The 13,061-nt window shown below is 74.0% G+C and carries 11 protein-coding genes; 9 read left to right on the top strand and 2 right to left on the bottom strand.

Annotated elements, in window-relative coordinates; genetic code table 11:
* Window positions 1-367: 367 nt before the first annotated feature.
* Window positions 368-1,528, top strand: a complete 1,161-nt coding sequence (locus tag AC07A4_RS03185) for a sensor histidine kinase (protein ID WP_478592137.1) — start codon at window positions 368-370, stop codon at window positions 1,526-1,528.
* Window positions 1,525-2,214 carry a response regulator gene (locus tag AC07A4_RS03180; RefSeq protein ID WP_478592134.1) on the top strand — a complete coding sequence of 230 codons (690 nt, stop codon included), beginning with the start codon at window positions 1,525-1,527 and terminating at the stop codon, window positions 2,212-2,214. Before AC07A4_RS03185 ends, AC07A4_RS03180 begins: the two co-directional genes overlap by 4 nt.
* A 49-nt stretch (window positions 2,215-2,263) precedes the next feature.
* On the opposite strand, the gene AC07A4_RS03175 is transcribed toward AC07A4_RS03180, so the two are convergent.
* Complete coding sequence (locus AC07A4_RS03175) at window positions 2,264-2,680, bottom strand: hypothetical protein (protein WP_478592131.1); 417 nt, start codon at window positions 2,678-2,680, stop codon at window positions 2,264-2,266.
* A 335-nt stretch (window positions 2,681-3,015) separates the two neighbouring features.
* On the opposite strand from AC07A4_RS03175, the gene AC07A4_RS03170 reads away from it, so the two are divergent.
* The 7 genes from AC07A4_RS03170 to AC07A4_RS03140 all read left to right on the top strand — a co-directional run bounded on the left by AC07A4_RS03170 (window position 3,016) and on the right by AC07A4_RS03140 (window position 11,638).
* Window positions 3,016-3,816, top strand: coding sequence for a peptidoglycan-binding protein (locus AC07A4_RS03170; RefSeq protein WP_478592128.1), 801 nt, complete (start codon window positions 3,016-3,018; stop codon window positions 3,814-3,816).
* The gene (locus AC07A4_RS03165; RefSeq protein WP_478592125.1) at window positions 3,813-4,775 is read left to right on the top strand and encodes a helix-turn-helix domain-containing protein; all 963 of its coding nucleotides are present in this window, start codon (window positions 3,813-3,815) and stop codon (window positions 4,773-4,775) included. Before AC07A4_RS03170 ends, AC07A4_RS03165 begins: the two co-directional genes overlap by 4 nt.
* Window positions 4,776-5,389: 614 nt before the next feature.
* Window positions 5,390-6,742 (top strand): DUF2690 domain-containing protein, encoded by a 1,353-nt coding sequence (locus AC07A4_RS03160; RefSeq protein WP_478592122.1) that lies wholly within the window; start codon window positions 5,390-5,392, stop codon window positions 6,740-6,742.
* A gap of 603 nt (window positions 6,743-7,345) precedes the next feature.
* Window positions 7,346-8,335: a malate dehydrogenase gene (locus tag AC07A4_RS03155; RefSeq protein WP_478592120.1), complete on the top strand. Its 990-nt coding sequence runs from the start codon at window positions 7,346-7,348 to the stop codon at window positions 8,333-8,335.
* A gap of 209 nt (window positions 8,336-8,544) precedes the next feature.
* Window positions 8,545-10,398 carry a hypothetical protein gene (locus AC07A4_RS03150; RefSeq protein WP_478592118.1) on the top strand — a complete coding sequence of 618 codons (1,854 nt, stop codon included), beginning with the start codon at window positions 8,545-8,547 and terminating at the stop codon, window positions 10,396-10,398.
* 32 nt (window positions 10,399-10,430) lie between these two features.
* Window positions 10,431-10,817: a hypothetical protein gene (locus AC07A4_RS03145; protein WP_478592116.1), complete on the top strand. Its 387-nt coding sequence runs from the start codon at window positions 10,431-10,433 to the stop codon at window positions 10,815-10,817.
* A gap of 5 nt (window positions 10,818-10,822) precedes the next feature.
* Complete coding sequence (locus tag AC07A4_RS03140) at window positions 10,823-11,638, top strand: hypothetical protein (RefSeq protein ID WP_478592114.1); 816 nt, start codon at window positions 10,823-10,825, stop codon at window positions 11,636-11,638.
* Here the strand turns inward: AC07A4_RS03140 and AC07A4_RS03135 are convergent.
* Window positions 11,607-13,046 (bottom strand): MFS transporter, encoded by a 1,440-nt coding sequence (locus AC07A4_RS03135; RefSeq protein WP_478592112.1) that lies wholly within the window; start codon window positions 13,044-13,046, stop codon window positions 11,607-11,609. The two genes, AC07A4_RS03140 and AC07A4_RS03135, sit on opposite strands and share 32 nt — an antisense overlap.
* Between the last annotated feature and the right edge of the window lie 15 nt (window positions 13,047-13,061).

Below are 13,061 nucleotides of genomic sequence, written 5' to 3'. Positions count from 1 at the left end.
CGGCCATGGGGCAGGTGGTGCTCTGGCGGCCGTGTGCCCGTTTCCCCCGCGCGCCCCCGCACGAGGCCACGACCTCAGTGGTCTCTGGTGTGCCGCCGCGTCGCCGCGACGGCTGGGAGCGGGCCCGAACCCCCGTGCAAACCCCCGTTCATCGAGCCCGCGTCCCCTTCCCCCGTGCGCGCCGTTGGTGGGGCGGCGCGGGTGGTGGTGCTGAGCCAAGAAACTACGCGCGGTGGGTACCCCCCGTCGTCCCGTGCCGGGTTGACGTTCGTGTACTGCCCTGGGAGTAGGCGTGTCCGGACTGCAACCAGCGTGGTACGGCGAAGGGTTGATGTTTACTCGTCGGTACGCGCGTTACGCTGCGGCGATGCGTCTCCGCCCGTTCACCGTCGATGTGCTGCTCGTCCTGGGGCAAGCGGCCAACGTGGCGTTGACCGGACACCAGGCGGAGAAACTCGGCTGGCCCGCGCTCGACCTCCGCGGCTACACCCTCGTCGCCCTCGTGATCCTGCCGACCCTCGCGCGCTCGAAGGCGCCGGTCGCCGTCTGTCTGTCGACGTACGGCATCTGGGCCGTGTACATGGCCTACGGCTACTGGCCCGTGGTGACGTCCGTCGGCCCGATGGTGTGTCTCTACACGGTCGCGGTCCAGCGTTCCATACGGACGTCCGGGTACTGCGCGTGTGTGCTCGTGGCCGTCTGGATCTTCGGCGGTGTGGTCAGTGACTACCCGGACACCATCCCCACCATCACCGTCCAGGCGATCTGCTTCAACGCCCTGGTGTGGCGCATGGGTTACCTCGCGCGCCGCTCCGCAGAACTGGCCCGCAAGACGCGCGCCGAGCAGCAGGAGAAGGCCCACCGGGCGGTGCTCGAGGAACGCGGGCGCATCGCGCGCGAGTTGCACGACGTGGTCGCCCACCACATGTCGGTGATCTCCGTGCAGGCGGGCCTCGCGAAGTTCGTCTTCGACTCCGACGCGAAGACCGCGCGCGCCGCGCTCGGCACCATATCCGGCACCAGCGCCGAGGCCCTTGAGGAGATGCGGCGCATGCTGCGGGTGCTGCGGGACCAGGAGGCCGAAGGACTGGTGCCGGACGCGCCGATGCCGGGCCTCGCCCGCATCGAGGAGATGGCCGAGCGGGTGCGGGCGGGCGGCGTCCCCGTCGAGTTCCGGGTGACGGGAACGGCGCGGCCGATCGCCCCCGGTGTCGAACTGTGCGCGTACCGAGTGGTCCAGGAGGCCCTCACCAACGTACTCAAACACGCCCGGCGGGCGAGCGCCGTGGTGGAGCTGAACTACCACCGCGACCACATCGAGGTGTCCGTCACGGACGACGGGGAGGGGGTGATACCGGACAGAGCGGGACGGAGCAGCGGGCATGGCTTGATTGGCATGCGGGAGCGGGCCAAGCTCTACGGCGGGACGATCAGCATCGGGCCGCGCAGTGTGGGTGGGTTCGCCGTCAGGCTGACTCTGCCCACGTCGGCGCGGGCCTCGCCGCCGGGAGACGATGCCACCGCATGACAGCACGCATCAGGGTCCTCGTCGTGGACGACCAGTTCCTCATCCGCGCTGGGCTCGCCGGCGTGCTGCGGGCCGCGCCCGGCATCGAGGTGGTGGGGGAGGCGGGCGACGGCGCGGAGGCCGTGGAACTCGCCGCGCGGACCCGGCCCGACGTGATCCTCATGGACATCCGCATGCCCGGCATGAACGGCATCACGGCCACCGAGCGCATCCTCGCGGCCGCCTCCGAACCGCCGCCGCGCGTGCTCGTCCTGACCACGTTCGACCTCGATGAGTACGTGTACGGGGCGCTGCGCGCGGGCGCGGCCGGGTTCCTCCTGAAGGACTCCGGGCCCGAGCGCCTCCTCGCCGCGGTGGCGGCGGTGGGCAGCGGGGACGCGCTGTTCGCGCCGAGCGTCACGCGCCGTCTGGTGGAGGCGTTCGCGGTGCGTTCGGGGGTCGTCCCCGAGGGCGTCGAGGCGCCGCCCGACCTCGCGGCGCTCACCGGCCGCGAGGTGGAGGTCCTCAAGCTGATCGCGCGCGGCCTGTCCAACGCGGAGATCGCCGACCGCCTCTACATCAGCGAGGCGACGGTGAAGACGCATCTGAACCGCACGATGAACAAGCTGAACCTGGACACCAGGGCCCAGGCCGTGGTGATCGCCTATGAATCGGGCCTGGTGACACCGGGCGCCTCGGGCCTGTGAGAGCCCGTCCCCGGGGCGCCCGGGTCCCTCGTTCATCCGTGGCTGTCTCTCAGCAGGTCACGGTCTTGTCGTAGGAGCCGAAGGGCCAGCTGTAGCGGGCCCACGCCCGGTGCTTGAGGGCGTAACAGCGGGAGTCGGGACCGTGCTTGACGACGATCTTGACGCGCATGAGGCGCCCGCAGCGGTTGTTCACGGTGGCCGAGCGGCCGCGCACCGACCGCTGGACGCAGGCGGGCGCCGTGCCCTGCGCGGCGGCCGCGGACGCCTCGGCGGTCCGGTTCCCGGCGGCCGCGGTGGGTGCCGCGGCCGCTTCCGGGGCGAGGGCGAGCCCGCCGCCGAGGACGGCCGTGACCGCGAGGCCGACGGCGGCTCCCCTGGCGTAGGACCGGGCGCGCGCGGCCGCCCTGCCCCAGCCGGTGTCGTGGGTGTCGATGGTGTTCATGTGGACGCGTGTGCCTTTGGGCATGGAGTGATTCCCCCCGTGGATGCGGCGTACCGCCGTGAATGCGGTGTTCCGTGGTGGATGCGGTGTTCCGTGGTGGTGCGCCATCGACTGTGCCGAGCCGAATCGGTCTCGCTCCACAGCGACGGGGCGTGGTGGGCGGCTGTGGGACGTCCCATGCACTGACCTGCGCGGATTCTGCGGCCGTGGGCGCGGGAGTGGGACGTGGGAGGCGCCGGGGGATGGCCATTTCACGCGTGCGGGACCGGCCGGAGGGAACCGGAATGGGTGCATCCGGCATCTTTCGAAGCACAAGGGGCCACGCGCCCGGGGGACTTGTGCGCGACTGGGGTGGGAAGATGCCGCGTTGGAAAGAACTGCCCGCGCACCTGGAGGAGCAGGAGCGCCAACTCCTCGTGCAGCTGCGGAGGATGAAGGACCACAGCGGGCTCAGCCTGGCCTCGCTCGGGGCCAGGACCTCGTACAGCCGCTCCTCGTGGGAGCGCTATCTGAACGGCAAGAAGCCCGTTCCGCGCGCCGCCGTCGAGGAGTTGGCCCAGGTGTGCGGCGCGGACCCGACCCGGCTCCTCGTGCTGCACGAGGTCTCCCGGGTGGCGGACGGGGTCGAGGACGAGGTGCCGGAGCGCGCCGCCGAGGGGCCGTCGTCCTCGCCGGTGACACGTGAGAGCGCGGCGACCGCACCGGGCGCGGCCGCGCCCGCCGCGGCGCCCGTCGTGCGGCCCGCGCCCCGCACGGTGCGGCTGCGCCCCGCGCTGACGGCCCTGGGGCTCGCCGTGGCCGCCGCCTTCACGGGCGGCCTGTTCGCCGGGCAGGCGTTCTCGGGGGACCGGGGCGACGAGGGCCGTGGTGTGTACGCGTACGAGGAGGGGCGTACGTACGCGTGCGAGGACGGGCGTGCCGACGGCGCGCGGTACGCCGGGTACAGCATGAGCCGGACCGCGATCCTGGACCGGGGGTCCAGCGGCTGGGAGGCCGTCGAGGCGCAGTGCCTCCTGAAGCGGCACGGCTTCGGCGCCGGGGACGTCGACGGGGCGTACGGCGACGGCACCAAGGCGGCGGTGAAGGAGTTCCAGCGGGCGCGCGGCCTGGTGGACGACGGGATCGTCGGGCCCGACACCTGGGGAGAGCTGCGGAAGTGAGAGTGCGGGAGGAGCGAAGGGACCGGCGCGGGGACGGGCCCGCCCTCGCGCCTCCCGCGTGTCTGCGGCTGGCCGGGGCGCTGCGGGAGTTGCGCGAGCGCACCGGCCTGAGCCTCGTGGCCCTCGGCAGGCGCACCGCGTACAGCAAGTCGTCCTGGGAGCGGTACCTCAACGGCAAGAAGCCCGTGCCAAGGAAGGCCGTGCTCGCCCTGTGCGCGCTGGCCGAGGAGCCGCCGGGGCGGCTCCTCGCGCTGTGGGAGCTGGCGGACGCGGCGTGGAGCGGCCGCTCGGCACGGCCGCGGGACGGGGCCGGGGCGGCCGTGGGGGCGGCCGCCGGGGCCGACGGCGCGGCGGCGGACGGGCCCGGGGGATCGGCGCACGACACGGTGCACGGCACAGCGCACGGCACAGCGCACGACACGGCGCACGACACGGCCGAGGGCGCCGGGGCGGCCCGGTCCGGGCGGCGCTGGGCGGTGGCCGGGCTCGTGGCCGCCGTCGTGCTGGCGGGCGGCACGGTCGCGGGGCTCGCGGTCGCGGACGGCGGCGACGCGAGCCCGCGCCGCCCCGCGAGCGCGGCCGGGCCCTACGAGCCGCGCTGCGTGGGCGCCGCCTGCGAGGGCAAGGAGCCCAAGGCGATGGGCTGCGGCGGCCCGGGGCAGGTGACGTCGGTCGCCACCCGGTCCCTCGCGCCCTCGCGCCGGGTCGAGCTGCGCCACGGCACGGCGTGCGCGGCCGTGTGGGTGCGGGCGAAGGGGCTGCTGCCCGGCGACCGCGTGGAGCTCACGGTGCCGGGGGCCGCGCCGAAGCGGCTGCGGGCCGCGACGGCGGGCGACACCCGGCGGTATCTGGCCACCCGGATGACGGCCCTCAAGGGCGGCGCGGGCGGCGGCGTCCGGGGCGCGAGAGTCTGCGTGACCCTCGTGGACGGCGCGGGCAAGGAGTGCTTCTCCGGCTGATGTCCGCAGGTCACACACGTGAGACGGCGCCCGTCCTCTCCCCCGTGGGAGGACGGGCGCCGCCGTCTTTCCGGAGTCGGTCGTGCGCTCTCCGTGTGACTCAAGCGTCATGGACGCGCCATGTCCGCTTCAAGGGCCGCCTGTTCCCTGTGGCATGGAAGTGACCATTCCGCAACGGTGTGCCGGGGGCGCTACGGCTGCGCGACGGGGTGCGGACGCCGTTCCGCGCTGGGGCGCGGGCGCGGGCGGCAATCCCCCTGAAAGGTCTGTTTTCGGCTCCTGGGGCGCCGTGTTCGATAACACGGCACCGGAGAGGCGCATTTCAGTGTCAACCCCTACAACCAGGACGGTTCTTGGGTGTCCGGGTGCGGGAGCCGGGGTTCCGCATCGTGGAGTGCGATGTCGGTGGGACACTGTGCGTGGACCGCGGAGCGTGCGACGGGGCACATCTGGCCCAAATGCTCCCGTGCGCCCCCAATCCGGGAACTGTCATCCTGGCTCGACGCATCTCTCTGGGTAGTGCCAGAACCGGAGCGTTCGGGGGCTGTGCGGGTCACGGGCCAGGCGGCACGATGCGTGGGGGATCAAGCACGCACGGGGGGATTGGGGGAGCGATGCCTCGTTGGAAAGCGCTACCGGACGACCTCGACCCACAGGTCAGGGAGTTCGCGAGCCAGCTGCGCAGACTCGTCGACCGCAGCGGGCTCAGCATCGCGGCGGTGGCCGACCGCACCGGCTACAGCAAGACGTCGTGGGAGCGCTATCTGAACGGGCGGCTGCTCGCCCCCAAGGGCGCGATCGTCGCCCTCGCCGAAGTGACCAGTACGCCCGCGGTGCACCTCGTCACCATGTGGGAGCTGGCGGAGCGCGCCTGGAGCCGCTCCGAGATGCGGCACGACATGACCATGCAGGCCATTCGCATCTCCCAGGCCCGCGCGGCCCTCGGCGAGCTCGGCACGTCGGCCCCGGCCAAGGACAAGGGCCGCGAGAAGAGCAGGGAGAAGAGCCGGGAGAAGAGCGGCGACAAGAGCGGTTCGGGTACGGGCAGGCCGCGCGGCGGCGTCGGCGCCGTGACCGGCGTCGCGGGCCCCGCCGGGGTGTCCCCGACGGTGCCGCCGCGCCAGGACGGCGTGCGCTACGGCGCGCAGGCGGCCGGGGGCGCCGCCAGGACCAGGCCGGAGTCGTACGCGGGGCCGGGGGCGGCCTCGGGTGCGGGTGCGGTGGCATCGCCGACCACGCCGTCCGGCCCGGCAAGCCCGGCCGCCCCGGCTGGTTCGCCCGAGGGTTCGTCCCCGTACCCGTCCTCACTGTCCTCCTTGTCCTCGGCCTCGGCCTCGTACGACGCCTCGGCGACGCCCCCGACGGCGGCGGCGTCCGCCCGTGCCTCCGCCGCGACGTCGTACGGCGGCGGGGCCCCGACGGCGCCGCGGCCCTCGGCCCCGGCGGTCGGCCCCGACGGGAAGTCGCCCGACGGGCAGCGGCGCAAGCGCAAGCTGACGATGTTCCTCGCGGGCGTCGTCGGCGCGCTGGTCGTCATCGCGGCGGCCGTGTTCCTCACCGGTGTCGGCAAGGACGACGACGGCAAGAAGGCGGGCCCGTCCGTCGCGCCCACCACCTCCACGGCGGACCTGCCCGCGGGCGTCGAGTGCAGCGGCGCGCAGTGCACCGGCAAGGACCCCGAGAACATGGGCTGCGGCGGCGAGTTCGCGCGGACCACGGCGCGGGTGACCGTCGGCCCGAAGACGCTCGTCGAGGTGCGCTACAGCAAGACCTGCGGGGCCGCGTGGGCGCGGATCACCCAGGCGAAGCCCGGGGACAAGGTGCAGATCCAGGGGGGCCGGGCCCGGCAGAACGGCACGGTGGACGCGGACGCCGACGCGTACACGCCCATGGTGGCCGTGAAGTCCGGGGCCCAGGCCAAGGCCTGCGCGACGCTGGCGTCCGGCACGCGCACCTGCACGAAGTAGCTGCCGCTGGCTTGCGGGGTGCCCGGGGTGCCGGGGGCCCTTGGCGTTGCGGGGTGCCCGGCGGCTTTGGGGCTGTGCCCACCCGTCCCGCCGTGCGGGACGATTGCCCACAGCCGGTGGGCGGGTGCGGGTGGGAGGCGGCTTCCGTTCCGCGGCGGGGGCGGCTGGCGGTGCGGGTGAGGGTGGCGTTGCGGAGCCGTGGGGTGAACGGGCGGGTGGGTGGGAAAGCCCGCGGCGAAGCCCCGGGGCGCGGGCCGGGTGGCGGGGAACTTCGCCGGGGGCGGGGCGCATGAGGCGGGCTGACGGGGGCAGGCGCACCGTACCCCCACGGGAGTGGTCACACCCCCACAGGCGGCCGCCACATCACCCTCTCCCGAGGTGGCGGCCGCCACCCCTGGCGGGCGGGTCAAGGCCCAGGGGCCAGGACTTGTGGGGTGAGCCACACCGCCCTGGTGCCCCCGGTGAGAAACGGCGCGATAGCCTGACCGCGGATCTCTCTTGATGCCAAGAGATCGATCATCGAGAGGCGATCGAAGGGGCGTCGGCGGGGATCCAGCACATGGGGCAGGGACCCCCACCGCCAGCTGTCTTACGGAGATCGCCATGACCCGCACTCCCGTGAATGTCACCGTCACCGGCGCGGCCGGCCAGATCGGCTACGCGCTGCTGTTCCGCATCGCCTCCGGCCACCTGCTCGGCGCGGACGTTCCGGTCAACCTGCGCCTGCTGGAGATCACTCCGGCGCTGAAGGCCGCCGAGGGCACCGCGATGGAGCTCGACGACTGCGCCTTCCCGCTGCTGAACTCGATCGAGATCAGCGACGACCCGAACGTGGCCTTCGACGGTGCCAACGTCGCGCTGCTCGTCGGCGCACGGCCGCGCACCAAGGGCATGGAGCGCGGTGACCTCCTGGAGGCCAACGGCGGCATCTTCAAGCCCCAGGGCAAGGCCATCAACGACCACGCCGCGGACGACGTGAAGGTCCTCGTCGTCGGCAACCCGGCCAACACCAACGCGCTCATCGCGCAGGCCGCCGCCCCGGACGTACCGGCCGAGCGCTTCACCGCGATGACCCGCCTCGACCACAACCGCGCGATCTCGCAGCTGGCGAAGAAGACCGGCACCACGGTCTCCGAGATCAAGAAGCTCACGATCTGGGGCAACCACTCGGCGACCCAGTACCCGGACGTCTTCCACGCGGAGATCGCGGGCAAGAACGCCGCCGAGGTCGTCAACGACGAGCAGTGGCTGGCCGACACCTTCATCCCGACCGTCGCCAAGCGCGGCGCCGCGATCATCGAGGCCCGTGGCGCGTCCTCGGCCGCCTCGGCCGCCAACGCCGCCATCGACCACGTGCACACGTGGGTCAACGGCACGGCCGCCGGCGACTGGACGTCCATGGGCATCCCGTCGGACGGCTCCTACGGCGTCCCGGAGGGCCTGATCTCCTCCTTCCCCGTCACCACCAAGGACGGCAAGTACGAGATCGTCCAGGGCCTGGAGATCAACGAGTTCTCCCGCGCCCGCATCGACGCCTCCGTCAAGGAGCTCGCGGAGGAGCGCGACGCCGTCCGCGCCCTCGGCCTCCTCTGATCCACGTCTGATCGACATCTGACCGGCCTCGCGGCCGTGTCACCCGCCGCCCCCGGCGCCGCTGTCCCACGCGGCACCGGGGGCGGTTCGTGTCTCGTCAGTTCGAGGGACATCCGTCCATTCCCCCCACCCCGCGCCCGCGCGCCCGATACGGTTCCAACGCCGTTGAGGGCAATCGGAGTTGAACGTGGCATCGGGGGTGCCGGGAGATGCAGGAGACACCGCCCGCGGGGCGGTACGCGCACACCGAGGCGACCCGGCTGCTGAGCGCCGGGGCGCGCGAGAACGCCGACTTCCGCAGACGAGTCATCGGCGAACTCATCGGCCACGCCGAACGCCCGGTCGCGCCGCCGCTCGGCGCGGACGTCCTCCCGGTGCTCGCGCACGCGCTGCGCGCCCGGCGCGAGGAGATCGTCACCGCGCTGCTGCTGCTCGCCGTCTGGGCCGGGTTCCTGGCCACGGACGCGGTCGTCGCGTGGGACAACCTGGCGGACAGCTCCGGCGGCGAGACCGACCTCTCCTTCTGGGACACCGTCATGCTCGCCCTCAACGGCGAGGACTTCGGCGGCGTCGAGGCCGACGCGGGCGGCCTGGTGCCCGGCGGCTGGGCGCCGCTGTACGCGGCGGTCAGCGTGCTCCTGTGGTGCGGCCGGGTCGTCTCCGGCCGGGACACGGGCGTGGGGGCGCCGCTGCGGCCGGTGCGCCTTCCCGCCGTCCTCGCCTGGCTGCGCGCCCGCTTCGGCTGGCTGGTGACGTTCAACGCCCGCCTCTTCGCCTTCGTGTACTGGTTCGCCGCGTTCACCGGCGTCAAGGACACGCCGTACCCGGTGATCTTCCCGCTGCTGCTCGCGGTCGTCGTCTGGCGCCACCGGTTCCGCGGCAAGCGCGTCCTGCGCGAGCAGCTGTCCCGGCAGGTCTTCGCCGAGACCGGGCAGCCGTCCCTGCCCGCCCGCTATGAGCGCATCGCCGCGTGCGTCCGCCGCGAGCAGGACACCCCGCTGACCCTGTACGACGCCAACCGCCCCTTCGTCGGCGCCGGAACGCCCCGCAAGCCCTGGTCGGTCGTCCTCGAACTGACCCGCGCCGGGGGCGACGGCGTGCCGTCACAAGGCGGGCGGCCGCTGACCGCGCGCGAGGTCATCGACATGATCGACCCGCGGCTCCGGGCCCTGCGCCAGTCCGCGGGCGCGACCAGCAGGGACCGCCTGCGGGACCTGGAGATCGAGGAGTTCGTCTACCTCCCGGCCGGAGCGGGCCGCGACGAGGAGCTGTACACCGGGCAGGACGGCAAGACCGCCCTGGTGTACGACGCCGACGAGGCGCGGCGGCACATCCTGGAGGCGGTCGGCGAGGGCGGGGAGGCCCGGCGGCACTTCCTGCGCATCCGGGTCGGCGCCTGGAACGAGCAGGTCGTCGTCTCCCTCCTGGTCCGGGTGCACACCCAGGGCGGGATGCTGGTCCTCGAAGTGGTGCCGCACGTGCTCGGCCCCGTCCTGCCCGAGTTCCGCCGGGTCGACGCGGTCGCCGCGAGCGAACCGGAGGGCCCCGTGCGCGACGCCCTGCGCGCCTGCGTGGACGGGCCCGCCTACGGCGTCGCGATCGGCATCGACGCCCTGCGCGCGCTGCCGTCGCTGCTCCCTTCGCTGCGGCTGTGGCTCACGGCGGAGCCCGAGGAGCCCGCGAAGTCCGCCGGGGGACACGCGAAGCCCGCCGGGCCGCTGCCGAGGGCCCTCCGGCTGCTGCGCGCCCTCGGCGCCCGGCTGCTGCCCGCGCCCTCGGCGCCGCCGGACGCGCCCCTGGTCTCGCTGCGCCAGCTCGCCGCCACCGACGATCTTTCCCTGTTCCAGGAGATGGACGTCGCCCGGTACACCCGCACGCTCCAGGACCGCATCGGCGAAGGCGTCCGCGACGCCCTGCGGGCCAGCGGCTACCGCACGGACCGCCTGGAGCAGCACATCACGCAGATCAACAACAGCGGCGTCTACATCAAGGAGATGTCCGGCGGCGCGCTCGCCACGGGCACCCACGGCCAGGCGACGCACACGGACAAGACAGCGGTGTGAGGGAACGTCATGAGTGAGGGGCTGGGGAAGGCATGAGCGAGGACGAGAAGACCGGCGGCGGCGCGAACGTCAGCATCGGCTCGGTCAGCGGGGGTTCGCTGGCCTTCGGCGAGCACGGCAAGGCGGAGTCCACCAACTTCACGACGGTGGTGGCCAAGGCGGAGTACGCCGAGCTGCTCACGGCGGTCCGCAGGCTCCGCGGTGAGCTGGCCGGAGCCGCGCGCACGGCCGACGACGACGCGCTCGACGCCGAACTCGCCGAGGTCGAGGGCGCGCTCAACCGCACGGGCCGCGTCGAGGCCGGGCCGCTGCGGCGGCTGCGGGACCGCCTGACGGGGTACGCCTCCGCCGCCACGACGGTCGGGGTCGTGACGGCGGTCGCGCAGGCGGTCGGCCAGGCCCTGGGCGCGGCGGGCTGAGCAGCGTGCGGATCTTCGACAGGGACCGCGGCGAATGGGTCGGCCGCGAGCAGGAGCGGGAGGTCGCCGCGCTGCAGCGGCGGGACGCGGCCCGCCAGCGCACGGCGGTGCGCGGCACGGTCGCGGTCCTCGCGGCGTGCGGGCTCGCCTTCGGCACCTGGGCGCTCGGCTGGAAGGACGAGCCGGAGCCGTCGGTGTACTTCGTCGCCCCCGAGTCCGCGGACGGCGCGAACGCGAGCGACTCGGCCTCGGGAGGCTCGGACCCGGCCGACGGGAGCACGCCGTCGCCCTCGTCGACGGACGGCGCGCTCGGCTCCGAGGCCGCCCCGCCGCAGGGGTACGAGACCGTGACGGACCTGGAGGGCTTCCGGGCCGCCGTGCCGGTCGGCTGGAGCCGCACCAGCACCGACGCGATCCACGGCTTCGACATCGTCCACTACCGCAACGCCGACCGGACCAGGCGCCTGCAGGTGTACGAGGTCAGCGAGCCGACGCCGTACGAGTCGCTGGAGACCTACGTCGACGACGACCGGGTGAAGGAGGACAGCGGCTTCCAGAAGCTGTCCCTGAAGCGCCTGGACGCCGACGGCCGCCCGGCCGCCCGGCTCACGTACCTCAAGGACGAGATCGACGGCGAACCGGACGTCGGCGGCTGGTACATCGTGGACCACCGCTTCCAGGCGGCCGACGGCAAGCTCTACGCGCTCACGGGCTACGGCCCCGAGTCGGAGGGCAGGGACGCGGTGCGGGAGCTGGTGACCAACGCCCTCGACTGGTTCTGCCCGCCGCTCACGCAGTGCCCGGCTCCCGGCGGCGGCTGAAGCCCGCCGTCACCAGGGCCGCGGCGATCACCACGACGACGCCGACCACGCGCAGGGCCCCGGCCATGCCCGCGGTGAAGTCGGCGGCCCCGCCGGTGTGCCGGGGGCCGGTGTGCGCGGCGAGGACCGTGCCCGTGACGGCCACGCCGAGCGCCGCGCCCACCTCGCGGGCCGAGGTGCCGAGCCCGGAGCCGAGGCCCGCCTGGTGCGGGGGCAGCGAGGTCACCACGCCCATCGTCAGGGCGGGCATGCACAGTCCTGTGCCCGCCGAGATGACGAGCAGCCAGCAGGCGTACAGGGCGTAGGGCGTGCCGGAGCCGGCGGTGGAGGTGCCGAGCAGGCCCGCGCCGATGAGCAGGAGGCCGCCGCCGATCACCGGGCGCGGCGAGGCGGACCAGCGGGCCGCGAGCCGCGGCACGAGGGCCATGCCGATGGTCAGCGGCACGATGGCGAAGCCCGCGCGGGCCGCCCCGTACCCCTTCACGTACTGCAGGTACTGCGAGTTGACGTAGAAGAGCGAGAACAGGCCGAAGAACGCGGCGGCCGTGCCGAGCGCGGAGGCGCTCAGGCGCCGGGAGCGGAAGACGCGCGGGTCGAACAGGGGCGCGCGGGAGCGCAGCGCGTGCGCGGTGAACGCGCCGAGCAGGGCCGCGCCCGCCGCGAAGGCGCTCAGGACGCGGGCCGAGCCCCAGCCGTGGAGCGGGCTCTCGATGATGCCGAAGAGGACCGCGACGAGACCGGCGACGAGCAGCAGCGTGCCGAGCGGGTCGAGGGACGGGGCCGCGTCGGAGGGGGCGGTGCGCGGGACGGCGCGGGCGACGGCGAGGGCGAGGAGCGCGGCCAGCGGCAGCATGATCCAGAACAGGGCGCGCCAGGGCTGGTACTCGCCGATGAGCCCGCCGAACGCGTTCCCCGCGAAGCCGCCGAGGCCCGTGGCCAGCGTCCAGGAGGCCAGGGCGCGCGGCCGCTCCTCGGGGGCCGCGACGCGCACCAGGATGGACATCGTCGCGGGCATGATCAGCGCGGCCCCGGCGCCGGAGACACCGCGTCCGGCGATCAGGAGCGCGGGCGAGGTGGCGAGCGCGCTGACCGTGGCGCCCGCGGCGAACAGGCCGAGCCCGGTGAGCAGCGCGCCCTTGCGGCCGTACCGGTCGCCGAGCGCGCCCGCCGGGATAAGGAGGCCCGCGAAGACGATCACGTACGCGTCGACGGTCCACAGGACCTGGCTGGCCGAGGGGTGCAGCGAGGACGAACTCAGCTGCGGGATCAGCAGGTTGATGGCGGCGACCATGCTCTGCGCGACGAGGACGCAGGCGCACAGGACGAGGAGCGTGGACCGCTGGAGCGCGGCCCGTGGGCGGGCGGCCGGATCCGTGGCCGGGGCGTCGTTCAGGGCAGCGGAAGGCAAGGCTCCTCCTCGGGA

The sequence above is a fragment of the Streptomyces sp. NPDC043996 genome, from assembly GCF_056435225.1.
Note: the sequence above shows the minus strand (reverse complement) of the source record. Positions and strands in the feature narration are given on the sequence as shown.